Below are 23,226 nucleotides of genomic sequence, written 5' to 3'. Positions count from 1 at the left end.
CTTCCCACGAATGGGGGCGCCCGTGGTTGAGCGTGTGGTCGCCGGAAGGTACCGGCTGCTCGACCCTCTCGGCGAAGGCGGCATGGGAACGGTGTGGCGGGCCCGCGACGAGGTGCTCGGGCGCGAGGTCGCCGTGAAGGAGGTGCGCGCCCCCGCCGGGCTCCCGGACTCCGAGGTGCAGCGGATGTACGCGCGCCTGGAGCGGGAGGCGTGGGCCTCGGCGCGGGTCACGAACCGCAACGTCGTGACGGTCTACGACGTGGCCACCGAGGAGCAACGCCCTTGGATCGTCATGGAGTTGGTCCGTGGCGTCTCGCTCGCCGAGCAGCTGGACGCGGAGGGCCCGATGCCCCCGGCCCGCGCCGCGCACATCGGCGCCGAGGTGCTCGCCGCGCTGCGCGCCGCCCACGACGTGGGCGTGCTGCACCGCGACGTGAAGCCCGGCAACGTACTCCTGTCGAACGAGGGCAGGGTGGTGCTCACCGACTTCGGCATCGCCATGGTCGAGGGGACGTCGGCGCTCACCATGACGGGCGAGGTCATCGGCTCGCCCGAATTCCTCGCCCCGGAACGGGCGTTGGGGCGCACCCCCGGGCCCGAGTCGGACCTGTGGTCGCTCGGTGTGCTGCTGTACGCGGCCGTGGAGGGGCACTCGCCGTTCCGCCAGGACACCCCGCTCAGCACACTGCGGGCCATCGTGGACGAGGAGTTGCCGCCGCCGCGCCGCGCGGGACCGCTGGCGCCCGTGATCGAGGGGCTGCTGCGCAAGGATCCGGCCGAGCGGACCCCGGCGTCCGAGGCCGAGCACGACCTGCGCATCGTCGGTTCGGGCGGCACCCTGCGCGCGGGCCCGGTGCAGGCATCGCCGCTCTCCTCGCAGCCGACGATGACGTCGCAGCAGGCGCACACGCCCATGCCTCCCCCGGCTCCACTCCCGATGGGTGCACCGCAGACGGCCACCACGGCCCCGGTCCGCACCGACCCCGACTCCCGCTACCCGCGCCGCGCGTCGATGGCCATGATCGCGGGCATCGTGGTCCTGCTCCTCGCCATCGGAGGACTCACGTACGTCATGCTCAACCGCGACGCGGACCCGGGCGGGAACACGAACAACGGCGGCGGCACATCCGGAGGCGGGAACAGCGGGAACGGCGGGGGCACCACGGGCGACAACAACGGCGGCAGCGGGGGCGACACCGGCGGCAGCACCACTGGCGACAACAACGGTGGCAGCAGCGGCGGTTCCACCAACGGAGGAAGCGGCGGCGGCTCCGGCAGCGGCGGTCACACGACCACCCCGGCACAGTCCGTGCGGGTCAATGTCCGTGCGGTGCGCGGCAGTTATTCGGGCCCGTGCCCGCCGCCGGCCGCCGCGGCCCCGGCCTTCACCGCGACGATCACGGTCGGCCGCGCCCCGGCCTCCGTGCAGTACCGCTGGGTGGTGCGGGGCGGCGAGGCCTCGGACCCCGGCTGGAAGACGCTGAACGTCCCCAAGGGCGCCACGAACAAGTCCCGTACGGTCACCACCACGCAGACGCACTACGAGGAGGGCGGGACGCTGCGCGGCCAGATCGGTGTCGAGGTGCGCAGCCCGGTGGCGGTGACGTCCAACTACGTCTCGTACGCGATCACGTGCAAGGTGGTGACCCCGACGAGCGGGGCCACCACCGGTTCACCCACGTACTGAGGTCGGCCTAGGCAGCGGAGGCGAACACGGGCAGGTAGCCGCCGGACTGTCCGGCGGCCGTGGGGTGGTAGGACTCGCCGATGTTCGCCCAGTTGACGCTGTGCAGCCACGCGTCGCCGGAGCAGATCTCGTGCCCGGTGAACGTGCTGGTCACATCGCCGAAGGCGAAGCCCCGGGTGGCGGCGTTCTGCTTGATGGTGGAGTTGAGGAGGTCCGCGGCGCCGTTGATGGCCGAGCGCTCGTTCTCGGAGAGGCCCGCCACGCAGGTGCCGCTGAGCTTGTAGAAGCGGGGGTAGCCGAGCACCACCACGTGGGCGGCGGGCGCCTTGGTGCTGATCGCCGAGTAGACGTCGGCGAGCTTGCTCGGCAGGGTCGAAGTGACGTACGCACGAGCCTCGTTGACGCGGTTCACGCAGGTGGACTCGGAGTACAGGACGCAGGTCGTCATGACGTCGGCGAAGCCCGCGTCATTGCCGCCGATCGAGATCGACACGAGCCCCGTCCCGGCGCCGAGCGGGCCGAGCTGGTTGGCGATGACATCACCCGTACGAGCACCCGAGCACGCGGTGAAGTTAAAGCTTGAGGGTGAGTGGGCCGCCGCCCACAAGGCCGGGTAGGCCTTCGTGGAGCGCTTGCAGGCGCCGCTGCCGGAGTCGTAGCTGCCGGCGCCGACACCGGAGGAGTAGGAGTCGCCAAGGGCCACATAGCCCGTGGCGGCGGCGGAATCGGAGGCTTGCGCGGCACTCGCCCCGGTCAGGGCTGCCACCGCGGCAAGAGCGAAAGAGGAGACGTAGGCCGCAATCCGGAAAGATCTCATGGAACCTCCCTTTAGCAGGATCAGCAGGGTCTCTGCCGCCCGCTCTTGTTGCAGGTTCATGTCACGGATGTGACTTACCCTCGGCTCACCGGCGCTACGCCCGTAGAGCGCCGCCCAACTGGACTGCGGGGCTCCGGAGTTGCCCACGTGGCGTCCTTGACGCCACCCCCGGGACTGCGCCACATTGAAGCCCGGCATCCGGCGCTTCGGGGGGCAAAGTCGCCAATGCAGACCATCGGCATCAAGCCGTCTTCATCGGACGGCCTTCAGCTGCTCGCGGGGGCGGGCGTCGTCGCGGGAGGGGCGGGGCTCGTCCTCGCGCTCTCGCACGCCGGATCCCCGCTGCGCGGACCACTCGCGCTCTTCTTCCTGCTCGCCGCGCCCGGCGCCGCGTTCGCCGTCGCCCTGCGCGGACTCGACCCGTGGGCCCGGGCGCTCACCTCGGCGGCCGGCGCGGTCGCGGTCGTCATGCTGGTCGCCCAGGGCATGCTCGCCGTGCACCGCTGGTCGGTGGACGGCGGGGTGATCGCCGTGGCCGTACTCAGCGCTTCCGCTTTTCTTCTGCAATGGATCATCCGGCAACTGCGCGGGGGTGCGGGCCAGGAGATTCGTAAACGGATCGGGAAAATCCACTAAGAGGGGACGCAAGTTAAGGGAATGGCCAAAACAATAAAAACGTGAGGCCTCGTTCCAGGTATTGCCATACAGTCTCAATCATCAATACCGTCGTACATCCACCCGCATCGGACCAGCACGAAATGCGATCAAGGGGAGGGACCGAGGTCGCGAAGGTCCGGGGCGGGGCGCGGCAGGGGGGTGCCGCGTTCCGGTGAGCCGCTCGCTCCGGCGTCCGGCGCAGCCGGGTCGCGTGCCGCGCGACCGGTCCGACGAACCGGTGTGCAATGCCAGCTCACCCGGCCTGTACGGAGAGCTCTTCCGGCACGGCCGTCAGTGAGAACCCCCCTTTCGAACCGGACACGAAGCCGGACCGCCCGGGGGCGGGCGGTCCACCGGACGAGAGGGACCAGACTCATGAGCAGTTCCGTTGTGCCTCCGGTGATACCCGAGGGGACACCGCCGGAAGGCAGAATTCCCGCCCGCTACCGGGCCATCTCGACGCACCTGGCGATCGCGCCAAGGGTCAGCGTGGTCATTCCGGCCATGAACGAGGCGGAAAATCTTCCGTACGTCTTCAAGACCCTTCCCGAGTGGATCCACGAGGTCGTTCTGGTGGACGGGAATTCCACCGACAACACCGTGGAAGTGGCCAGGGAATTGTGGCCGGAAGTCGTGGTCGTACCGCAGCACGGAAAGGGCAAGGGGGATGCCCTGATCACCGGCTTCAAGGCCTGCAGCGGCGACATCATCGTCATGGTCGACGCGGACGGCTCCGCCGACGGCCAGGAGATCGTCTCCTACGTCTCCGCGCTCGTCTCCGGCGCCGACTTCGCCAAGGGCTCGCGGTTCGCCAACGGCGGCGGCACGGACGACATGACGCCCATCCGCAAGCTCGGCAACTGGGCGCTGTGCTCGGCGGTCAACGCCAAATTCGGGGCCCGCTACACCGACCTCTGCTACGGGTACAACGCGTTCTGGCGGCACTGCCTCGAGGACATCGACCTCGACTGCACCGGGTTCGAGGTGGAGACCCTGATGAACATCCGGGTCGTCAAGGCCGGCCTGAAGGTCCAGGAGATCCCGAGCCACGAGTACCTGCGCATCCACGGCGCCAGCAACCTGCGCGCCGTCCGCGACGGACTGCGCGTCCTCAAGGTCATCATGAAGGAGCGCTCGAACCGTCGCGCCCTGCGCAGCAGGCAGACCGCGTCGAAGCTCACCCTCGTGCGGGGGGACGGGTCTTGACGGAGCGACACGGCACGCGGATGACGGCGTCCGTCGTCATCTGCGTGTACACCGAAGACCGTTGGAGCGACATCCTCGCCGCCGTCGACTCCGTGCGCGCACAGTCGTACACCGCCCTGGAGACGCTCCTCGTCGTCGACCACAACCCGGCCCTCCTCGGCCGGCTCACCGAGAAGTTCGCCGGCGAGCCGGGCGTCGAGGTACTGGCGAACGCGGGGCCGCGGGGTCTTTCCGCCGGGCGCAACACCGGGATCGCCGCCGCGCGCGGCGACATCATCGCGTTCCTCGACGACGACGCCGTCGCCGAGCGGGACTGGCTGCACTGGTTCGCCGCCGGGTACGCCGACCCGCGCGTCCTCGCGGTCGGCGGGCACACCGAGCCGATCTGGGCCTCGGGGCGCAGGCCCCGCTGGTTCCCGGAGGAGTTCGACTGGGTGGTGGGCTGCTCGTACAAGGGCCTGCCGCCCGGCAAGGTCGAGGTCCGCAATGTGCTCGGCGGCAACGCCTCGTTCCGGCGCGGCGCCTTCGACATCGCGGGCGGCTTCGCGACCGGCATCGGCCGGGACGGCGACAAGCGCCCGCTGGGCTGCGAGGAGACGGAGCTGTGCATCCGGATCACGCGGGCGAGACCGGACGCGGTGCTCCTGATCGACGACCGGGCCGTCATCCACCACCGGGTGCCGGCAGGACGTGAACGCTTCGCCTACTTCCGTACGCGCGCCTACGCCGAGGGCCTCTCCAAGGCGCTCGTCGCCCGAAGTGTCGGAGCGGGCAAGGGACTTGAGACCGAGCGCGCCTACTCGACGCGGGTGCTGCCGGCCGGAGCGGTGCGCGGCGTACGGGACTTCGCGCTCGGCCGGGCCGGGGGCGCGGGCCGCGCCGGAGCGATCGTGACCGGGGTGCTGGCGGCGGCCGGGGGCTATGTGCTCGGCAGCTGGCGGGCGCGGGGCGCGGGCGCGACATTCACCGTGGCGGAGATCGACGCGCCCGCGAAGGAAGTCGGGAGAGCGGAGGCGGCGGCGTGAACGCCCAGCAGCGGTGGTCCGACGGCGGGTCGGTGCCGATCCTCATGTACCACGCCGTCTCCCCCGATCCGAAGCCCGAGACCCGTCAACTGTCGGTCTCGCCCGCCCAGTTCGCGGAGCAGATGGAGCTGCTCGCCGACCGCGGCCGTACGCCGCTGACCACCGCCGAGCTCGCCGGGATCTGGCGCGGCGGCGGCCGGGCGCTCCCGGACCGGCCCGTCCTGATCACCTTCGACGACGGCTACGAGGGCGTGCACACGCACGCCCTGCCCAGCCTCGCCAAGCACGGCTTCGTGTCCACCCTGTTCGTCTCGACGGGGTGGCTGCGCGGCTCGTACGACACCGGGGGCGGGCTCGACGCGATGCTCGACTGGCCCCAGGTGCGGGCGCTCGCCGGGCAGGGCATGGAGATCGGCGGGCACAGCCACACGCACCCGCAGCTCGACCAACTCGACGACGCAGACCTGGAGTTCGAGCTGCTGCGCTGCCGGGAGATCGTCACCGACGAGCTGGGCCGGGCACCGGTCTCCTTCGCGTATCCGTACGGGCACTCCGACCGGCGGGTGCGGCAAGCGGTGCGCGCGGCCGGGTTCGCCCAGTCGCTCGCCGTCGGCAACGCGCTGGCCCGGCGACCCCAGGGCCCCTACGCGCTGCGGCGGGTCACCGTGCGCCGCTCGACCGACGTCACCGAGTTCGAGCGGCTCGTCGACGGCCGTGCCATCGGCCGCACCTTCGCCAGGGACCGTGCCCTCACCAAGGGCTACGCCGTGGTCCGCAGAGCCCGGCAGGCCGGCCGCAGGGCGACCGCCCTGATCCCCGGCCCGCTCCGCCAGAAGGGCCCACGTACCCGTGTCTGACACGACGACCGCCCGCGCCAAGGCCGACCCGGCCACCACGACCGAAGCCGGATCCCCGGCCCCCGCAGGCCGCCGGCTCCGGCTGCCCGGCATAGGGCGCGGCAAGAAGGGCACAGAAGACGGCATGGGCGGGTCGGGGGGCGGGAGCCAGCTGTTCCGGAACGCCTATGCGCTGATGCTGAACACCGGCATCTCCGGCGTGCTCGGCGTCGGCTTCTGGCTGGCCGCCGCGCACTACTACACGGCGGACGCGGTCGGTCAGGGCTCGGCGGCGATCGCCGCGATGAAGTTCCTCGCGGGGCTCACCGCGGTGACGCTGACCGGGGCCCTCGCCCGCTTCATCCCGGTCGCGGGGCGCGCCACCGGCCGGATCATCTTCCGTACGTATGCGGGGAGTTCTGCGGCCGTCGCGTTCGCCGCGCTGATCTTCCTGCTCACGCTCGACGTGTGGGGGCCCTCGTACAGCTTCCTGCACGGGACGCTGAACGGGCTCGGCTTCATCGCCGCCGTCATCGCCTGGTCGCTGCTGACGCTGCAGGACGGGGTGCTCACCGGGCTGCGCAGCGCGCTGTGGGTGCCGGTGGGCAACACGGTGTTCTCGCTGGTGAAGTTGGGGCTGCTCGTCGCGTTCGCGGCGTCGTTCACGGCGACCGGGGTGTTCGTGTCGTGGGTCGTCGCGATCGCCTTCTCGGTGATCCCGCTGGGCCTGCTCGTGTTCCGGCGGCTCGTGCCGCGGCACATCGCGGCCACGGACAGCAAGGCGAAGCCGCCGTCGCTGCGCGAGATGGGCCGGTTCCTCGCGGGCGACTACACGGGCTCGCTGTTCTCGCTCGCCGTCGTCTACCTGGTGCCGGTGCTCATCGCCTCGCAGGTCAGCTCGGCGGACAACGCGTACTTCTACATCGCGACCACGATCGGCGGCACGGTCAACCTGCTGGCCATCAACATGGGCGCCTCGCTGACCGTGGAGGGTTCGCACGACCCGGCGCAGCTCGCCGCCAACACCCGGGCCGCGCTGCGCCGCATGGCCCGGATCATGCTCCCTATCTGCGCCCTGCTCTTCATCCTCGCGCCGTTCGTGCTGCATGTCTTCGGCGCCGCCTACGCGGACGCGGCGACCCCGCTGCTGCGCTGGTTCGCGGTCGGGGCGGCGCTGCGGGTGGTCATGGAGACGTACTTCGCGGTACTGCGCGCGCAGAGCCGCACCTCCGGACTCGCTTGGCTCCAGGGCCTGTTGTGCGTGCTCGTGCTCGGCCTGACGCTGCTGCTCCTGCCCCGGATGGGGCTCACCGGGGCGGGCGTCGCGGAGATCTCCTCGCTCGCCGTGATCGTGGCGATCGCCGCGCCGAAACTGTGGCGCGTGGTGCGCGCCGCGCCCGCCGCGGCGACGCCCGAGGACGCGCCGCCCGACGGGGACCTGGCCGACCTCGGCACGCCGAAGCCGGAGCCGGCCACGAAGGAGGGCCCCAAGTGGGCGCTGCGGGACGCGATGGACTCGGCCACGCTGCAGCTCGCGGTGCAGCTGAACCTGGACCACCAGGAGCGGCGGCCCGACGTCCGCCCGGGACCCGTGACACCGCCGGCCGGCACGCGCAGGCCCACGTGGGTGACCACGAAGGCTTCCGCCTCTGCCTCCGCTTCCGCCTCGCAGGCGTCGAGCGACATCCACGGGGAGGACGACTCGACTGTCCTGCCCGACCCGTATCCGGAGGCCGTGGACCTGGCCTTCGAACCCGAAACCGAGTTCGGGCGCGAATCAGATCCCGAATCAGATCTCGAATCAGATCTTGATACTGATCTCGGATCCGAACCCGGCCCCGGCCCGAGCGCGGTACCGGGGTTGGAGCCGGAGGCGGATCCGGCCGCCCCGGTACGCCCCGCCCAGCCCGCGCAGCGGACCCGGCTAACCCCCACCGTCGTCGTCCTCGCGCTGCTGCTCGTGGCGGCCGTCGGGCTCTACTGGGGGCCCGTCCTCGGGATGGGCGAGGCCGATCTGGACCGGATGGGCGGGCTCGGACTGATCTCCGTCCTGTCCCCCGTGACACTGCTCGGCGCGGCCCTGCTCATCGGCGTATTCGCCTCGCTCCTGTGGCTCGAACGGCCGCACAAACGCCTGCTGTTGCTCACGCTGCTCGCCACGGTCGTGTCCCTGCACGCGCTGCCCGCCGTCATCGAGGCGGAGCCGCGGTTCGCGACGGCCTGGCAGCACCTGGGCTTCATGGACTACATCGACCGCACCGGCTCCGCGGTCCCCGACCTGGACGCCCGCTGGAGCTGGCCCGGCTTCTTCGCCGCGGCCGCGTTCCTCGCGAAGGCCTGCGGTGTCAGCGATCTGACCGAGGTCATCCGCTGGTGGCCGACGGCCATCCAACTCCTCTACCTGGCACCGATGTTCCTGCTGCTGCGCTCCGTACGGGCCGGCTGGCGCGCCAAGTGGACCGGTGTCTGGATCTTCGTCCTGAGCGGCTGGGTGGGCCAGGACTACTTCTCACCGCAGGGTTTCACGTATCTCCTCTATCTGGTCTTCGTGGCGATCCTGCTGGTCTGGTTCCGGGCGCCCCGGATGCTGTGGGCGAAGCGGCGCCCCGGCGAGACCGAGGTCGAACCGACCGACAGACGGCAGCGCGCGGTGCTGCTCGTCGTCCTGATCGCCCTGTTCGCGGCGACGGTCCCGGCGCACCAGCTGACCCCGTTCGTGATGCTGGGCGTCCTCGCGGTCCTGGTCGTGGTCGGCAGGTCCGAACTGCGCGGCCTGCCCCTGCTGTTCGGCGTCATCGTCGTCGTCTGGCTCGGCTTCCTCGCCGAGCCGTACTGGTCGGGGCACTTCAACGATCTGTTCGGCGGCATCGGAGGCGTCGGCGGCAATGTGACGTCCTCGGTCTCCGGCCGTATCCAGGACGGCAGTTCGAGCCACAAGCTCGTCCTCTACACGCGCGTGCTGCTCGCAGGATCCGTCCTCGCGCTCGCCTGCTGGGGCTGGTGGCGGCGCCGCGAATGGAAGTACCGCGAGCGCTCGCTGCTCGTGCTGGCCTTCGTGCCGTTCCTGGGCTTCGGCATGCAGTCCTACGGCGGCGAGATGGCGCTGCGCGTCTTTATGTTCGCCCTGCCCGGCGTCGCGATCCTCGCCGCCCTCGCGCTCTTCCCGCGCACCGGCGCCACGGTGAAGGAGCGCGACAAGGACCGCATCAGCCTCGCCCCGCTGGCCGCGCTCATGGCGGGCCTGATCCTCATGGGCGGCTTCCTGGTGGCCCGTTGGGGCAACGAGCCGTTCGAGCGGATCCGTCCCGGCGAGGTCGCCGCGATGGACTACGTCTACGCCCATGACGACCCGACCGTGCGGCTGCTGTGGATGAGCAACGACACGGTCGACAACGTCACGCCCGCGCTGCCGTGGGGCGCCCGTGACATGGAGAAGGTCAATTACGTGCCGACGCTCGCACCCGTCGACCCGGTCCTGGTCGGCGGGCTCGTCAAGGCGCTCAAGGACGCGGGCCCCAACTCGTACCTCATGCTCAACAAGAGCCAGGTCGTCTATCTCCAGATGGACGTCGGCTACTCCAAGGCCTGGCCCACGCGCCTCGTCGAGAACCTGGACCGGCGCGAGGAGCTGAAGAAGGTCTACGTCAACGCGGACGTGACCATGTACCAGCTCCGCAAGGAACCGCCGGGCCCGGTCGCGAAGGCCGAGCCGGGGCCGATCGGACCGCAGATCACCTGGACGCCGTGGTCGCTGGTGGGCGCGCTCGCGGCGGCCGCGCTGATCGTGCTGCTCACGGCGCGCGAGGTGGTCCGGGTCGCACTGCGGCCGAGCGTGCGTCAACTCCGTTGGCTGCAAAGCACGTTCTGGTTCTCGCTGCCGCTGCTCGCGGTGGTGCTCGCGTCGCTGATCCAGCGGTTCATCACGATGGGCCTGAACTGACGACGGGCCTGAACTGACGACGCGCAGGGGGTGAAGTGGCTGCGGCAGCACTACCGCCGCAGCCACTTCACCTCGTAGCCCCGCATCTCGAACCGCTTGCCGTCGATCTTCGCGCTGATCGGCCGCTTCAGCGTGTTCACGACGAGCACGGCCTCGTCGTCGGCGAGCACCCGCACGTTCGGCACGTCGTCCTTGGCCACCGCGACCTTCTCGAACTTCGTGCCGGGCCCGAACTCCTCGTTGAACCGCGACACCAGGCCGTACATCGGCAGCGCGCCGCCGCCCGATGCACGGTCGGTGGGCCGCCACAGGCAGCCGGCGCAGCCCGCGCCCTTCTCGTCCTCGGGGTTCCAGTAGAACCCGGACGTCGCCCCGCCCATCACCATCGCGATCATCCCGGAGGCCTGCACGGCGACGCGGTGCGGCTCGCTCCAGCCCTGCCGCTCGTCCCTGCTGTCGGCGGGCTCCACGTAGTACTCGGCCCACCACAGCGGCAGCCCGTCGGTCTCCCGCTCGATCCACTCGCTGACGTCGGTGAACTTGTCGGTGGCGGCGAACTCGTCCGGCAGCAGCTCGTCGTCGTTCGTATAACTGGACCCGTCGACGACGACGAAATCGGCGCCCGCCTTGTTCTTGTTCCAGTAGTCGAAGGCGTCGACGATCCGCTCATCCATCCGCCCCCAGGCACCCTTGACGGCATCGGAGGTCCCGTCGGACTGCTGGGGATGGAGGCTGTCCATGACGAGATAGGGGCCGCCGACCATGATGTCCTTGTCGACCCTCTTCAGGGCCTTGTACACGAGGTTGTAGAGCTTCGTGTAGCCCTCGTAGTCCCAGCGGCCCTTGCCGTCGTTCCAGAAGCCCTTGAACTCGTTCCAGACGATGAAGTGCCGTACGTACGGGTACCGCTTGGCGACCGTCGCCGCGAGGTTCGCGTAGTCCTTGTAGTGCTCGGGGGACGGAGCGGTCTCCAGGCTGGCCTTGCTCCAGTCCGTGTTGCCGACGCCGGCCTTGCCGCCCTTCATCCAGTCGGGCGCGCAGCAGAGCGTGACCACGGGCGTGCCGCCGGACTTGCGGACGAAGTCGATCCGCCGGTCCATCTCCTCGAACTGGTAACGCCCCTTCACCGGCTCCGGGTTGCTCGCACCCCAGCCCATGATGTGCTGGTTCTGCGGCATCGGCCGCTCACCAAGGAGCTTCTCCGCGCGCTCGGTCGCGGCGGACGAGCCCTCGTCGGCGGAGAACTGCGTGTGCGTGAACCCCCAGCCGACCTGCGGCCCCAGCTCCTTCGGCGGCTCACCTGGCGTGCCGTGCACCCTGTCACCGTCGGTGGTGGTGCCCGCGGTGCTCTGCTTGCCGTCCGGCAGCGTGCTGATCACGGTCAGTACCAGGGCCAGTACGGCCATGCCCACGCCGAGCAGGGCGATGAGTCGCCATCGCCGTGCCCCCGATTCCCACCCATGACGTCCCATCAAGGACAAGAGTAACGAGGGGAGTTGGCGGAAGAACCAGCTCCGCTGCCACGGACTCGTAACGAGGTTCGACAGCAGGGGTGGGCGTGTCGGCCGGTACGAGGCCGGGGCACGCTGCGGAAATTGCGTGCGGGAGACCCGTTCGTGCCGGATCATGGCGGCATGTCTGCGAACCCTTTCGACGCGCTGCCGGTCCGGCTGGGCGTCGACGACAGCGACTCGCCTTCCGACGTCGTCGACGCGCTGTTCCTCGGCCGCTTCGCCACGGGCGAGCAGCCCTACTCGCACGCGATGAACATCGACCGGGTGCGCTCGGCCGCGACGCTGCTGCCGCCGGGCGCCCGGGTGCTGCGGTCCGCGCGCGACGACGACCGCAGCGCGACGCTCGCCGAGGGCGACGGGTGGACGCTGCTCATCTCCCGGTGGAGCAGGGGCGCTGACGTCACCGTGACGGCGACGACGGCGGAGCTGGCGGAGAAGGTGCTCGGGCAGGCCACGGACGGTGCGGCCGACGAGCCCGAGCCGCAGCCGGAGCACGTGGCGATGGGCTTCTGGTACGTGTCCCCGCGCCGCGGTCCGCACCGTACGACGCGCCAGATCTCGGCCGGTACGTGGGAGGAGGTGCGGCCCAACTACACGGCGCCGGTCGCCGAAGCGATGGACGGGCTGATGAAGACGCGCCCCGAGGACATCGCGGGCCGCCTGCTCCTCCTGCACGGCCCTCCGGGCACCGGCAAGACGTCGGCGCTGCGCACCCTCGCCCGCTCCTGGCGGGACTGGTGCCAGGTCGACTGCGTCCTTGACCCCGAGCGGCTCTTCTCGGACGTGGGCTATCTGATGGACATCGCGATCGGCGAGGACGACGGCTCGGCGAACGGGCGTTGGCGCCTGCTCCTCCTGGAGGACTGCGACGAGCTGATCCGCGGCGAGGCGAAGCACACGGCGGGCCAGGCGTTGTCGCGGTTGCTCAATTTGACCGACGGTCTACTCGGCCAGGGCCGCAACGTCCTGGTCGGCGTCACCACCAACGAGGACCTGGAACGCCTCCACCCCGCGGTGGTCCGCCCCGGCCGCTGCCTGGCCCGCATCGAGGTCTCCCCGTTGACCCGCCGCGAGGCCACGGACTGGCTCGGCACCGACGAGGGCGTGGGCCGCGAGGGCGCGACACTGGCGGAGCTGTACGCGTTGCGCCGGGGCATCTCCCCGACGTCGGTCCCGGACCAGCGGGGTGGGACGGAGGCGGGGCTGTACCTGTAGCCCGTCGTCCCGTTACGCAACGGGCTCGAGGTGCCGCTCCGCCTTGGGCAATCTGCCGCCTTGGGCGGCAGGGTGGGCAATGCGGCACCCCGGTGCCGCGCACCGCTACGAGTGGCCCTGCACCGCCTACGCGTACGCCGCCCGCACCGCGTCCCGCACCGCGGAAAGCGCCGCATCCTCCGACAGCCCAAGCCGCCGCACCCGCTCCGCATACGCCTGCGCCGCCGCCGAGGCCTCCCGCTCCGCCGCGTCCCCCGCGGCCGCGATGAGCGTGCCGTTGCGCCCCCGCGTCTCGATCACCCCGTCCGTCTCGAGGGCCCGGTACGCCTTGGCCACCGTGTTCGCGGCGAGGCCGAGTTCCTCCGCGAGCCCGCGGACCGTGGGCAGCCGGTACCCGACGGGCAGCACCCCCGACCGGGCGAGCTCGGAGATCTGGGCCCGCACCTGTTCGTACGGCGCGGCACTGTCGTCAATGCGGATCTTCAAGGTCACGCCGTCGATTCTCCCGCAGCACCGAAAAATAGGAGGCACCCGGTGGCGCGCGGCGCGTAGCGTGCGCCCCCATGACCGTGATCGTGCGCGCGCTGCACCTCGACCGTCCGGCCGACACCGAGGCCTTCGCCCGGATCCGCCGCACCTGCCTCCCCGCCATGCTCGCGACGCCGGCCTCCGTCGCGTACGATGCCGCAAACGCCCACCCCGACGCCCACTACCGCCAACTGCTCGCGCAGACCGGCGACGGCGAGGTGATCGGCACGGCGCAAGTCGGTATCGCGTACGACAGCCCGGAGCCCGGCCAGGGCTACGCGAACGTATACGTACACCCCGAGCACACGGGCCACGGCGCCGGCACCCTCCTCCTGCGCACGGCGGAGGAGCACCTCGGCCGGCACGGCGCCACGGAGGTGCACTGCTGGGCCCTGGACGCCCCGCGCAACCTCGCCTGGGCCGCCGCCCGCGGCTACCGCTCGAGCCGCAGCGCCCACTTCCTCCGCCTCGACCTCACGACCGGCACCCTCCCGCCCCGCCAACCCGCCCCGCCCCACGTGGAGTTGCGCACCGCCTCCGACTACGCGGCGGACCCCCGCCCCCTCTTCCACCTGGACGCGGAGACGGTCGCCGACGAACCGGGCGACATCCTGACCGAATTCACCGACTACGAACAGTGGTTGCGCGACACCTGGCACCACCCCCTCCTCAACCACGACTTGACGACGGTCGCGGTCGTGGACGGCCGCCCGGCAGCGTTCACGGCGGCCCGCACAGACGACGAGGGACGCTACTCGACGGGAATGACCGGCACGGCCCGCGCCTTCCGCGGCCGCGGCCTCGCCAAGCTCGCCAAGAACGACTCCCTGCACCGGGCCCGCACGGCCGGCATCACGGTGGCGTACACGGGAAACGACGCCGGAAACGAACCCATGCTCGCGATCAACAAATGGTTCGGCTACGTACTCGACGCGACGGAGATCCGCCATGTCCGCACCCTCCCCCGCTGACGACGCCCTCCACGTGCACCTGATCAAAGCGGGCCGCACAAAGATCAGTTACCCGGTGGACCTCCTTCACGACGACGGCACCCGCATCACGGTCCGCGCTCCCTGGGCAGGCGACGGCGTACGCGACTTCGGCTTCGTCCGGTTCGCCCCCGGCGACGTCTTCACCGAGCACTACTGGCGCGACCGCTGGTACGCCGTCAAAGAGGTCCGCACCGGCGACGGCACGCTGAAGGGCTGGTACTGCGACATCACCCGCCCCGCGGTCCGGACCGACGACGGCGACATCCGCTCCGAAGACCTGGACCTCGACCTGTGGGTGTCGGCGGACGGCAGCGACATCATCCGCCTGGACGAGGACGAGTTCGCCGAGAGCGGCCTCACCGACCGGGACCCGGAGGCCGCGCAGGCGGCGACGCAGGCCCTGGACGACCTCGAACTCCTGGCGGAGCGAGGCGAGTTCCCGCCCCTCCCGGATCCCCGCCCGGATCACCTCACGTAACGCCGACCACCGCGTACCGCTCGTCCGCGACTTCCCGCCCCCACAGCCGCGCGTCTGCCGACAGCGGCTCCCGCCGGACGTCCGCGACGAGCGGTGCGAGCGCGTCCACCAGCCGCGCCGCAGGTATCCCCGCCGGACTCACCTCACCCCACACCCCCTCCACCAGCACGAGCCGCCCACCGGGCCGCAGCAGCGAAACCCACCGCGCCAGCACCGCCCCGACATCGGGCAGCATCCACAGCACGTGCCGCGCGAACACCACGTCGTACGCCCCCGCCGCCACCGGCGGCTCCGCCGCGTCCCCGAGCAGAAACTCCGCGTCACGCCCCACGAGCTTGCGCCGGGCGAGCTCCAGCATCCGGGGCGCACTGTCCACCCCGGTCACCCGGTGCCCCCGCTCGGCCGCGAGGAGTGACATACTCCCCGTCCCGCATCCCAGGTCGACCACGTCACAGCAGCCCTCCGGCAACCACCCGGCCAGCCTCTCGGCCCAGGCGGCACGCACCTCGGGATCCCGCAGCCCATGGTCGGGGTCATCGTCGAACTTGCCCGCCATCGCGTCCCAGTCCAACGGTTCCAGCAATTGCATCATCTCCGGGGTGTGACATCCGCCAGTCAACTTCCCGACGAGCTGCCGGGCTTGCCGCTCAGGTCCATCACCGGCTGTGACGTCCTGGCTGCGTCCAGAATTCACGCGCCGAGGGCGAGTTCAGGGACCGTTGACCCGGCCCCGCAGACCCACACCATCCAACCCCTGTAGGCGATGTTGTGGGACGCATTGAGGTCAGCAGTCTCAACGAAGCCGCAGACCTGGCAGGCAAACACGGCCTGGGAAGGCCGGTTGCCCCGTGCGATGTGATGGCACTCGGAACATTCCTGGCTGGTGTACGCCGGATCGACATACACCACCGGTACTCCCGCCCGCTTCGCCTTGTAGACGATGAACGCGGCCAGTTGCGCAAACGGCCAGGAGTGGAGTGCGGCGCGTTGGGGCCTTCTCAGCCGTGCCCGTTCGCGGATGCCCGTGAGGTCTTCCAGAGCAATCCCGCGACCGGTGCGTTCAGCCTCCGCCACGATCCACTTCGAGATTTTGTGATTGGTGTCTTTGTTGCGGCGAGCCTCTTTACCCACTCGCCTCTTCGCCCGTCGTCTGGCGGACTTGGTGTTCTTCTTCTGTAGTTTGGCGCGAAGCTTCCGGTCGCACTCCCGCTTCCGGTTGGTTCTGCGGCCGGAATACCGTCGGCCGTCGCTGGTGGCTGCGATATTCACGATGCCGAGATCCACTCCAAGGAAACCGGCAGGTCGGCCGTTGAACTCCGCCTCGGAAACCTCACAGGTCGCGATCAGAAACCAGGATCCGTTCTCACACGTCAGATCGGACTCACCGCGACTGCTGGCCGCGAGCAGCACAAGCTGTTCAGCTTGCCCGGTGAAGGGGAGCTTCTTCAGGCGTCCGGACAGAGTCCAGATCGACACGGTGCGCTGCTCGTGCTGCCACGACAGCATCCGGTCGTCGTACGGCTGAGCCGCCTTTGCCCGGAAGGCAATCGGCTTGCCCGATACACGCTCACGCCGTCTGGAGCCGGGTTTCCCATAGCGGCATGCGCGCATCCCCGCGGCCAACGTCGCATAGGCATCGCAAGTCTTCTTGATCGTATGTTGGGCAGCCTGCGATCCCAGCTTCCAGCGCTCCCGGATCGTCCGGTACGTGAGCTTGCGCAGCTCCAGGGGGCGACGCGCGCTCTCTTCGAAGGCTGTGCGCGCTGCCCAAGTCGCCGCCTCGTTGCAGGCGTGCAGTGTCGTCTCAAGTGCCACCGCCTGCTCCGGCGTCGGCAAGAGCTTGACCCTTACCACCAGCTTCATACTCCGGGACGCTAGCCGATGAGTTCAGGCCGGGCATTCGAACAGATGACACCTCGCCCCCAGCGCGAACGAAGCACAGACCCACGGGGAACGCCCCGCTGTGGGACACGCCACTGACATTTGCGCTTCAATGAGTCACTCTCCGGGAACAGGTCTACAACGGCACCACGTTGGGGTCCGTGTAGGTACAGGAGGCACCATGCGCCGAGTGACCATGCACAAGCCGACCGGAGCGAGCACCATCACGCGCCGGCTGCGCGAAGACGCGGCCGACATGAAGCAGGACCGCCCCGAAGTGCGCAAGGACGTCCGCAAGACGTGGTGGCCGGACGAGTGAGCGGGGCCGGACGGATGCCGCGCAGACCCTGAGCCGTCAGGACGGCCCCAGCCGCTTGCGGTAGTGGATCCGGTCGTAGGGGCCGTCCGTGCGGCGCTCCACGATCTCGTATCCGTGGCGCGGGTACAGCTCCTGGTTCTCCCACATGAGTGCGTTCGTGTAGAGACGCACCTCGAACAGCCCGAGAGCGCGCGCGTGCTCGTCCACGAAAGCGAGCAGGCGGCGGCCCACCCCCTGCCCGTGGGCGTCGGGGTGGACCGCGATGCTGTCGAGGAAGAGGTGGTCGGGGTGTGGCTCGACCACGACCAGGCCGACCGGCTCCCGCGCCCCGGTGACGTACACCAGGCCCGCCGCCACGTTCGCCGCGTGGTCGGCCTCCATGGGCGCGGGTACGACGCCGATGCGGGCGATGTAGTGGTGGTACGCCGCGTCCGTGACCGCCTTGACGGCGGGCACGTCCGCGGCCGTCGCCAGGCGGATCCCGGGTTCTCGGCTCTCGTTGGTCATGTCGTCCTGTCTACGTCACTTCCCCTCTCGCGCACCACCAGCTTCTTCAGCAGCGGCCACGCCACGATGAGCAGGACGACCGCGTAGACCGTCACGGAGAACGGCGTGTTGACCAGGCCGCTGACGCTGCCGTCGCTGATCTGGAGGGCGCGGCGCAGCTGTTGCTCGGCGTTCGGGCCGAGGATGACGCCGATGACGGCGGGCAGGACCGGAAGTCCGTAGCGGCGCATGCCGAAACCGATGAGGCCGATGATCAGGAGGATGATCAGGTCGATGGCTTCGCCGCCTACCGCGTACGCGCCGACCGCCGCGAAGAAGAGGATGCCGGCGTAGAGGTACGGGCGCGGGATGCGCAGCAGCTTCGCCCAGACGGGGGCCAGGGGGAGGTTCAGGGCCAGGAGCAGCACCATGCCGACGAAGAGGGATGCGATGAGGCCCCAGACCAGTTCCGGTTCGCGTTCGAAGAGGAGCGGTCCTGGCTGGATGCCGTACTGCTGGAAGGCCGCGAGCATGACCGCGGCGACCGCCGTGGTCGGGAGGCCGAGCGTCAGCATCGAGACCAGCGTGCCGGCCGCGGATGCCGAGGACGCCGATTCGGGGCCCGCGATGCCTTCGATGGCGCCCTTGCCCCACTCGTCCTTGTGCTTGGACAGGCGCTTCTCGGTGACGTAGGAGAGGAACGTGGGGATCTCGGCGCCGCCCGCGGGGATCGCGCCGAACGGGAAGCCGATGAGCGGGCCGCGCAGCCACGACTTCCAAGTGCGCTTCACGTCGGAGCCGCCGAGCCAGGGGCGGCCGACCGGGATCGCCTCGCCGCTCGTGCGGCGCAGATGTGCGGCCACCCACAGGGCCTCGCCGATGGCGAAGAGGCCGACCGCGACGATGACGACGTCGATGCCGTCGGCGAGCTGCAACGAGCCGAAGGTGAGCCGTTGTTGGCCGGTCATCTGGTCGAGCCCGACCAGGCCGATCGTGAGGCCGATCAAAAGGGACGCCAGTCCTCGTACGCGGGACGAGCCGAGCACCGAGGTCACCGCGATGAACGCGAGGACCATGATGGCGAAGTAGTCGGGCGCGCCGATGTCGACGGCGAGCGAGGCGACCTTCGGGGCGAGGGCGACCAGCAGGATCGTGCCGATCATGCCGCCGGCGAAGTGTCCGATGGCGGCGGCCGCGAGGGCCTGTGCGCCGCGTCCGGACTTCGCCATGGGGTTGCCCTCCATGGCGGCGACCACGGCGGCGCTCTCACCTGGGGTGTTGAGGAGGATCGAGGTCGTCGAGCCGCCGAACATGGCGCCGTAGTAGATGCCCGCGAACATGATGAACGCGCCGGTGGGTTCGAGTCCGTACGTCACCGGGAGGAGCAGGGCGACCGCCATCGCGGGGCCGATGCCGGGCAGGACGCCGATGGCCGTGCCGAGCAGGACGCCGATCGCCGCCCAGAGGAGGTTGATGGGGGTGAGGGCCGTACCGAAGCCGTCGAGGAGGGAGTTGAGGGCGTTCATGGGGTCACAGCACCTCCATCAGGGGGCCGCCCGGCAGGGGGACGCCGAGCAGGTTGTTGAAGAGGACGAAGGTGAGGAGGGAGAGGGCCGCGGCGATCAGGGGGTCGCGGGTGAGGTGGCGGCTGCCGAGCGCGTACGCCGCGCCCCAGAACAGCAGCGCGCCCGCGATCGGGAAGCCGATCGGTTCGATGAGCACGGCGGTGGCGAGGAAGACGCCCGCGAGCAGCAACACGGTGCGCCAGTCGGCGGGTTCGGACAGGTCGACGTCCTCGCCGGCCTCGGCCTCTCCCCTGCCGCCGCGCAGTACGTCGACGGCGAGCAGGAGGGCGACGGCGAGCAGCCCGATGCCGACGACGATCGGGACGGTCTTCGGGCCGACGGGGCCGCGCTGGGCGATGTCGACGTTCATGGTGAGCGCGTCGGTGAGGACGAGTACGCCGAGCGCCAACAGGAGTACGCAGACGCCGAGTTCGGAGTGTTCGCGCAGCCAGGACGTGTGCGTGTCCTCGGCCGGGCGGGTTTCGGTGGCGGTCACGGGCTCTACCGGATTCACAGGCCCAGCTCCTTCAGTACGGACACGACCCGCTTGTCCTCGGCGTCGAGGAACGTCCCGAAGTCGTCGCCGACGAGGAACGCGTCGTCCCAGCCGTTCGTCTTCAGCGACTTCTTCCACTCCTTGGAAGCGTGCAACTTCCGTACGAGGTTGGTGAGTTTGTCGCGCTGGGCGCCGGACAGGCCGGGCGGGGCGACGATGCCGCGCCAGTTGGTGAAGTCGACGTCGTAGCCGGACTCCTTGAGCGTGGGCCCGTCGAGGCCGCTGGCGCGTTCGGGGCCCGTGACGGCGAGGAGGCGCAGTTCGCCGCTCTTGATCTGGTCGAGGTACTCGCCGACGCCGGAGACGCCGAAGGCGACCTTGTTGCCGAGGATGGAGGCGAGGAGTTCGCCGCCGCCGTCGAACGGCACGTAGTTGACCTTCTTCGGCTGGATGCCCGCGGCGCGCGCCATCAGCATGGGCGCCAGATGGTCGGGGCCGCCGGGCGAGGAGCCGCCGCCGACGGGCAGCTTGCCGGGGTTCTTCTTCCAGGCGTCGATGAGCTGCTTGATGTTCTTGTACGGGGAGTCCTTCGCGACCACGACGACGTCGGGCTCCTCGGTGAGCCGGGCGATGGGTGTGGTGTCGGCGAGGGTCTTCGGGGAGTGGTTGGAGCGGGCGGCCCCTACGACGCCGAGGCCCATGGACATCGCGAGTTTCCCGTTGCCGTGTTCGCCGGCGAGGCGGGTGAGGCCTACGGTGCCGCCCGCGCCGGGCAGGTTGAACACCTCGACGTTGTGGGTGAGTTCGGCGTCCTCCGCGTTCTTCGCGGCGGTGCGTGCCGTGATGTCGTAGCCGCCGCCGGGGGTGTTGGGGACCATGAGGCGCAGGCCGGGGATCTGGGTGCCGGTGTCGGCGCCGCTGCCCGAGGTGAGCAGCGGCGGCCCCACCAGGACGAGCAGCGCGGCCCCGAGCAGGGCGAGGGGTGTGCGCAGGCGCACGTGTGCCACCTACTTCTTGGGTTCGTTTTGACCGTGGGCTGGTTGTGAGGTGGCCCACATGTTGCCTACGCGTTAACAAGCTGTCTCCCTTCCGCAAGCAACGGACGTTGTGGTCCTTGTGGTCGCGCACCTACTCTGCGCCAGTGACAAAGGTCTTGATCAAGGTCTTGATCGTGGACGACGACTTCATGGTCGCGAAGCTGCACAGCCGGTACGTGTCCGCGATGGACGGGTTCGTGGTGGCCGGGGTGGCGCACAGCGGCGCGGAGGCGCTGCGCGCCGCGGAGTCGTTGCGCCCCGATCTGGTGCTCCTGGACGTGTACTTGCCGGACATGGACGGCATCGAGGTGTTGCGGGCGCTGCGGGCCGCGGAGGAGCGGGATCCGGCCCGTACCTCGGTGGACGCGCTGTTCATCACGGCGGCGCGGGACGCGGAGGTGGTGCGGGCGGCGCTGCGGGCGGGGGCGCTGCACTATCTGATCAAGCCGTTCAACCAGGCGGCGTTGCAGGAGCAGTTGAGGCATGTGGCGGCGCTGCGGACCCGCCTCGACGACCTGGACGAGGCCCGCCAGGAGGACGTCGACCAGATCTTCGGTGCCCGCCCGCCGGGTTCGCGGGAGCTGCCGAAGGGGCTCGCCGCACACACCGCGGACCTGGTGGAGCAGACGCTGCGCGCCCACCCCGGCGGCCTGTCGGCGACGGAGTGCGCCCAGGAGGCGGGCACGTTGTCGCGGGTGAGCGCGCGCCGGTATCTGGAGTTCTTCGCGGGTACGGGGCGGGCGCGGGTGACGCTCCGGTATGGCGGGACGGGGCGGCCGGAGCGGCGGTATCGGTGGGTGTCCTGAGCGGAGTCTGAGGGGCGCCTTAAGGGGGCCATAAAGATCCACTCGGAGCGCTCCCACGGGCCGAACAGCGGGTTTTTTCGGGCTAACTTCCTTGCCGCACCCCCCAATGCACTCGATGCGCTCGGTGCACTCAATGCACTCGATCAAGGAGTACCCCCATGCCCGCAAGCCGCCGCAAGCTCGCCGCGCTCACCACGGTCGGGGCGATCCCCCTCGCCCTCACCGCCCTGTCCGCAACGCCCGCGGCAGCCCACGGCACGCTCGGTGATCCGGCCAGCCGGGTCGCCGCCTGTTACGCGGAGGGCGCCGAGAGCCCCACGTCGGCGGCGTGCAAGGCGGCGGTCGCCGAGGGCGGCCCGCAGGCCCTGTACGACTGGAACGGCATCCGCGACGGCGAGGCGGCCGGCAAGCACCAGGAGAACATCCCGGACGGCAAGCTGTGCTCGGCGAACTCCGACGAGTTCAAGGGCATGGACCTGGCCCGCGACGACTGGCCCGCGACGAAGGTCTCGGCCGGCTCGTACACCTTCAAGTACAAGGTGACCGCCCAGCACAAGGGCACCTTCAACCTCTACATGACGAAGCAGGGCTACGACCCGTCGAAGCCGCTGAAGTGGTCCGACCTGGACATGGAGAACCCGGTCGCGACGAAGACGGACCCGACGGCGTCGGGCGGCTACTACACGTTCTCCGGGAAGCTCCCGGACCGCACGGGCCGCCAGCTGATCTACGGCATCTGGCAGCGTTCGGACAGCCCGGAGGCGTTCTACTCCTGCTCGGACGTGACGTACGGCGGCGCGTCCACCGCCTCCGCCACGACGAAGGAGGCGACGACGCCCTCGGACGAGCAGATCGCGGCGGACGCCGACAAGTCGACGGTCGACCACAGCGGCATGGACATGGGCGACGACGCGCACGAGACCCACGAGTCGGCCGCGCCCGCCGCCGATGACGCCAACTCCCCTGCCGCGCAGGGTGGTTTGCAGAAGCAGAGCCTCGCGGAGACGGGCGGCGACTCCACGACCCCGTACATCGCGATGGGCGGCGCGGCCGCCCTGGCGATCGGCGCGGCGGGCCTGTTCGCCTCGATGCGTCGCCGCGCGACGACGGCCGGCCGCCACGGCCGCTGATCGCAGCGTCACAAACCGGACCGCCGCCTCCCTGCCCTTCGGGAGGCGGCGGTCCTCATGCGTGGATCGGACGGACCGTCACCAGGTGGGCCTGATGGGTCCGTTGGGCGCGATGGCGAGCAGTCGCTCCGCGAGCGCGTGAGCCTCGCCCGCCCCGAGCCGCTCCACCCAGGGCCGCACCGCTTCGGCGGACGCCTCCTCCGCGGCCCGCGTGCAGTCCCACCCGCGCGCGGTCAGCACGACGAGCCGGGCCCGCGCGTCCTGCGGGTGGGGCCGCCGCTCGGCGTACCCCTTGCGCACCAGCTCGTCGACGAGCTGACTCGCGGCCTGCTTGGTCACACCGAGGTGGCCGGCGAGCTCCGTGGCGGTGGCGTCCCCCGGACCGTTCCACCACCCCGCCGAGGACCTCGTTGCCGGCCCCGCGGCGACCGCCAGATGGAAGCGCGAGTCGACCCGGTGACAGGCGGCGAGGTCGGCGACCTCCCCGTCGAGCATCCGCACCAGGACCCGCCGGTCCGCGGTGGAGCCGCGCCGCGCCGCGAGAGCGGCCGCGAACGGCTCGACCGCCGACCGGTACTCCATGTAGTCGCGGATGGTGGCCCTGAAGACGG

General features: G+C 70.4%; 22 protein-coding genes. 12 read left to right on the top strand and 10 right to left on the bottom strand.

Annotation, left to right across the window (positions count from 1 at the left end; translation table 11 throughout):
* Window positions 1-10 precede the first annotated feature (10 nt).
* Window positions 11-1,687, top strand: coding sequence for a serine/threonine-protein kinase (locus tag ACOKM3_RS31950; RefSeq protein ID WP_426904641.1), 1,677 nt, complete (start codon window positions 11-13; stop codon window positions 1,685-1,687).
* 7 nt (window positions 1,688-1,694) lie between these two features.
* On the opposite strand, the gene ACOKM3_RS31945 is transcribed toward ACOKM3_RS31950, so the two are convergent.
* A complete protein-coding gene (locus ACOKM3_RS31945) occupies window positions 1,695-2,504 on the bottom strand; it encodes an SGNH/GDSL hydrolase family protein (RefSeq protein WP_426904639.1) in 810 nt (269 codons plus the stop codon).
* Window positions 2,505-2,729: 225 nt separating this feature from the next.
* Here ACOKM3_RS31945 and ACOKM3_RS31940 point away from each other — a divergent pair, with 225 nt between their 5' ends.
* From ACOKM3_RS31940 to ACOKM3_RS31920, 5 genes are all read left to right on the top strand, one after another.
* A complete protein-coding gene (locus ACOKM3_RS31940; RefSeq protein WP_426904637.1) occupies window positions 2,730-3,140 on the top strand; it encodes a hypothetical protein in 411 nt (136 codons plus the stop codon).
* 396 nt (window positions 3,141-3,536) lie between these two features.
* A complete protein-coding gene (locus ACOKM3_RS31935) occupies window positions 3,537-4,367 on the top strand; it encodes a glycosyltransferase family 2 protein (RefSeq protein ID WP_426904635.1) in 831 nt (276 codons plus the stop codon).
* A 20-nt stretch (window positions 4,368-4,387) separates the two neighbouring features.
* Window positions 4,388-5,392 (top strand): glycosyltransferase family 2 protein, encoded by a 1,005-nt coding sequence (locus ACOKM3_RS31930; RefSeq protein WP_426906956.1) that lies wholly within the window; start codon window positions 4,388-4,390, stop codon window positions 5,390-5,392.
* 44 nt (window positions 5,393-5,436) lie between these two features.
* Window positions 5,437-6,249, top strand: coding sequence for a polysaccharide deacetylase family protein (locus tag ACOKM3_RS31925; RefSeq protein WP_426906955.1), 813 nt, complete (start codon window positions 5,437-5,439; stop codon window positions 6,247-6,249).
* Window positions 6,242-10,168, top strand: coding sequence for a lipopolysaccharide biosynthesis protein (locus ACOKM3_RS31920; protein WP_426904633.1), 3,927 nt, complete (start codon window positions 6,242-6,244; stop codon window positions 10,166-10,168). The genes ACOKM3_RS31925 and ACOKM3_RS31920 overlap by 8 nt, the downstream gene beginning before the upstream one ends.
* Before the next feature lie 50 nt (window positions 10,169-10,218).
* On the opposite strand, the gene ACOKM3_RS31915 is transcribed toward ACOKM3_RS31920, so the two are convergent.
* A complete protein-coding gene (locus ACOKM3_RS31915) occupies window positions 10,219-11,640 on the bottom strand; it encodes a GH39 family glycosyl hydrolase (RefSeq protein WP_426904631.1) in 1,422 nt (473 codons plus the stop codon).
* Window positions 11,641-11,802: 162 nt separating this feature from the next.
* Here ACOKM3_RS31915 and ACOKM3_RS31910 point away from each other — a divergent pair, with 162 nt between their 5' ends.
* The gene (locus ACOKM3_RS31910; RefSeq protein ID WP_426904629.1) at window positions 11,803-12,897 is read left to right on the top strand and encodes a DUF5925 domain-containing protein; all 1,095 of its coding nucleotides are present in this window, start codon (window positions 11,803-11,805) and stop codon (window positions 12,895-12,897) included.
* Window positions 12,898-13,023: 126 nt separating this feature from the next.
* Here ACOKM3_RS31910 and ACOKM3_RS31905 read toward each other — a convergent pair whose 3' ends face one another.
* Complete coding sequence (locus tag ACOKM3_RS31905) at window positions 13,024-13,389, bottom strand: GntR family transcriptional regulator (RefSeq protein WP_426904627.1); 366 nt, start codon at window positions 13,387-13,389, stop codon at window positions 13,024-13,026.
* Window positions 13,390-13,460: 71 nt separating this feature from the next.
* Between ACOKM3_RS31905 and ACOKM3_RS31900 the strand changes: the two genes are divergently transcribed.
* A complete protein-coding gene (locus tag ACOKM3_RS31900; protein ID WP_426904625.1) occupies window positions 13,461-14,396 on the top strand; it encodes a GNAT family N-acetyltransferase in 936 nt (311 codons plus the stop codon).
* Window positions 14,374-14,895: a ribonuclease FAU-1 family protein gene (locus ACOKM3_RS31895; protein ID WP_426904623.1), complete on the top strand. Its 522-nt coding sequence runs from the start codon at window positions 14,374-14,376 to the stop codon at window positions 14,893-14,895. Before ACOKM3_RS31900 ends, ACOKM3_RS31895 begins: the two co-directional genes overlap by 23 nt.
* Here ACOKM3_RS31895 and ACOKM3_RS31890 read toward each other — a convergent pair.
* Both ACOKM3_RS31890 and ACOKM3_RS31885 read right to left on the bottom strand, forming a co-directional pair.
* Complete coding sequence (locus ACOKM3_RS31890; RefSeq protein ID WP_426904621.1) at window positions 14,888-15,487, bottom strand: class I SAM-dependent methyltransferase; 600 nt, start codon at window positions 15,485-15,487, stop codon at window positions 14,888-14,890. The genes ACOKM3_RS31895 and ACOKM3_RS31890 overlap by 8 nt on opposite strands.
* A gap of 98 nt (window positions 15,488-15,585) precedes the next feature.
* On the bottom strand, window positions 15,586-16,758 hold the full coding sequence (locus tag ACOKM3_RS31885) for an RNA-guided endonuclease InsQ/TnpB family protein (RefSeq protein WP_426904619.1): 1,173 nt from the start codon (window positions 16,756-16,758) through the stop codon (window positions 15,586-15,588).
* 199 nt (window positions 16,759-16,957) lie between these two features.
* Here ACOKM3_RS31885 and ACOKM3_RS31880 point away from each other — a divergent pair, with 199 nt between their 5' ends.
* Window positions 16,958-17,095: a hypothetical protein gene (locus ACOKM3_RS31880; RefSeq protein WP_266721280.1), complete on the top strand. Its 138-nt coding sequence runs from the start codon at window positions 16,958-16,960 to the stop codon at window positions 17,093-17,095.
* A gap of 36 nt (window positions 17,096-17,131) precedes the next feature.
* Here the strand turns inward: ACOKM3_RS31880 and ACOKM3_RS31875 are convergent, their stop codons facing one another.
* The 4 genes from ACOKM3_RS31875 to ACOKM3_RS31860 are packed head-to-tail and all read right to left on the bottom strand — an operon-like array spanning window position 17,132 to window position 20,640.
* Window positions 17,132-17,602 (bottom strand): GNAT family N-acetyltransferase, encoded by a 471-nt coding sequence (locus ACOKM3_RS31875; RefSeq protein ID WP_426904617.1) that lies wholly within the window; start codon window positions 17,600-17,602, stop codon window positions 17,132-17,134.
* Window positions 17,599-19,107: a tripartite tricarboxylate transporter permease gene (locus ACOKM3_RS31870; protein ID WP_426904615.1), complete on the bottom strand. Its 1,509-nt coding sequence runs from the start codon at window positions 19,105-19,107 to the stop codon at window positions 17,599-17,601. Before ACOKM3_RS31870 ends, ACOKM3_RS31875 begins: the two co-directional genes overlap by 4 nt.
* 4 nt (window positions 19,108-19,111) lie before the next feature.
* Complete coding sequence (locus ACOKM3_RS31865) at window positions 19,112-19,642, bottom strand: tripartite tricarboxylate transporter TctB family protein (RefSeq protein ID WP_426904613.1); 531 nt, start codon at window positions 19,640-19,642, stop codon at window positions 19,112-19,114.
* A gap of 14 nt (window positions 19,643-19,656) precedes the next feature.
* A complete protein-coding gene (locus tag ACOKM3_RS31860; protein ID WP_426906954.1) occupies window positions 19,657-20,640 on the bottom strand; it encodes a Bug family tripartite tricarboxylate transporter substrate binding protein in 984 nt (327 codons plus the stop codon).
* Between the two features lie 155 nt (window positions 20,641-20,795).
* On the opposite strand from ACOKM3_RS31860, the gene ACOKM3_RS31855 reads away from it, so the two are divergent.
* Both ACOKM3_RS31855 and ACOKM3_RS31850 read left to right on the top strand, forming a co-directional pair.
* A complete protein-coding gene (locus ACOKM3_RS31855) occupies window positions 20,796-21,485 on the top strand; it encodes a response regulator (RefSeq protein WP_426906953.1) in 690 nt (229 codons plus the stop codon).
* A 158-nt stretch (window positions 21,486-21,643) separates the two neighbouring features.
* Window positions 21,644-22,615: a lytic polysaccharide monooxygenase auxiliary activity family 9 protein gene (locus ACOKM3_RS31850; RefSeq protein WP_426904611.1), complete on the top strand. Its 972-nt coding sequence runs from the start codon at window positions 21,644-21,646 to the stop codon at window positions 22,613-22,615.
* A gap of 78 nt (window positions 22,616-22,693) precedes the next feature.
* Here ACOKM3_RS31850 and ACOKM3_RS31845 read toward each other — a convergent pair whose 3' ends face one another.
* Complete coding sequence (locus ACOKM3_RS31845) at window positions 22,694-23,197, bottom strand: MarR family winged helix-turn-helix transcriptional regulator (protein ID WP_426906952.1); 504 nt, start codon at window positions 23,195-23,197, stop codon at window positions 22,694-22,696.
* Window positions 23,198-23,226: the final 29 nt, after the last annotated feature.

The sequence above is a fragment of the Streptomyces nidicola genome (genome assembly GCF_050106155.1).
Lineage (GTDB): Bacteria > Actinomycetota > Actinomycetes > Streptomycetales > Streptomycetaceae > Streptomyces.
The sequence above is the reverse complement of the archived record's forward strand: the minus strand, read 5'-3'. Positions and strand labels throughout refer to the sequence as shown.

Excerpts from the sequence above, each read along its gene's own strand:
- ACOKM3_RS31950 (WP_426904641.1), top strand. The coding sequence starts at position 11 with ATGGGGGCGCCCGTGGTTGAGCGTGTGGTCGCCGGAAGGTACCGGCTG.
- ACOKM3_RS31945 (WP_426904639.1), bottom strand. The coding sequence starts at position 2,504 with ATGAGATCTTTCCGGATTGCGGCCTACGTCTCCTCTTTCGCTCTTGCC.
- ACOKM3_RS31940 (WP_426904637.1), top strand. The coding sequence starts at position 2,730 with ATGCAGACCATCGGCATCAAGCCGTCTTCATCGGACGGCCTTCAGCTG.
- ACOKM3_RS31935 (WP_426904635.1), top strand. The coding sequence starts at position 3,537 with ATGAGCAGTTCCGTTGTGCCTCCGGTGATACCCGAGGGGACACCGCCG.
- ACOKM3_RS31930 (WP_426906956.1), top strand. The coding sequence starts at position 4,388 with ATGACGGCGTCCGTCGTCATCTGCGTGTACACCGAAGACCGTTGGAGC.
- ACOKM3_RS31925 (WP_426906955.1), top strand. The coding sequence starts at position 5,437 with ATGTACCACGCCGTCTCCCCCGATCCGAAGCCCGAGACCCGTCAACTG.
- ACOKM3_RS31915 (WP_426904631.1), bottom strand. The coding sequence starts at position 11,640 with ATGGGACGTCATGGGTGGGAATCGGGGGCACGGCGATGGCGACTCATC.
- ACOKM3_RS31910 (WP_426904629.1), top strand. The coding sequence starts at position 11,803 with ATGTCTGCGAACCCTTTCGACGCGCTGCCGGTCCGGCTGGGCGTCGAC.
- ACOKM3_RS31900 (WP_426904625.1), top strand. The coding sequence starts at position 13,461 with ATGACCGTGATCGTGCGCGCGCTGCACCTCGACCGTCCGGCCGACACC.
- ACOKM3_RS31895 (WP_426904623.1), top strand. The coding sequence starts at position 14,374 with ATGTCCGCACCCTCCCCCGCTGACGACGCCCTCCACGTGCACCTGATC.
- ACOKM3_RS31890 (WP_426904621.1), bottom strand. The coding sequence starts at position 15,487 with ATGATGCAATTGCTGGAACCGTTGGACTGGGACGCGATGGCGGGCAAG.
- ACOKM3_RS31885 (WP_426904619.1), bottom strand. The coding sequence starts at position 16,758 with ATGAAGCTGGTGGTAAGGGTCAAGCTCTTGCCGACGCCGGAGCAGGCG.
- ACOKM3_RS31880 (WP_266721280.1), top strand. The coding sequence starts at position 16,958 with ATGCGCCGAGTGACCATGCACAAGCCGACCGGAGCGAGCACCATCACG.
- ACOKM3_RS31875 (WP_426904617.1), bottom strand. The coding sequence starts at position 17,602 with ATGACCAACGAGAGCCGAGAACCCGGGATCCGCCTGGCGACGGCCGCG.
- ACOKM3_RS31870 (WP_426904615.1), bottom strand. The coding sequence starts at position 19,107 with ATGAACGCCCTCAACTCCCTCCTCGACGGCTTCGGTACGGCCCTCACC.
- ACOKM3_RS31850 (WP_426904611.1), top strand. The coding sequence starts at position 21,644 with ATGCCCGCAAGCCGCCGCAAGCTCGCCGCGCTCACCACGGTCGGGGCG.
- ACOKM3_RS31845 (WP_426906952.1), bottom strand. The coding sequence starts at position 23,197 with ATGGAGTACCGGTCGGCGGTCGAGCCGTTCGCGGCCGCTCTCGCGGCG.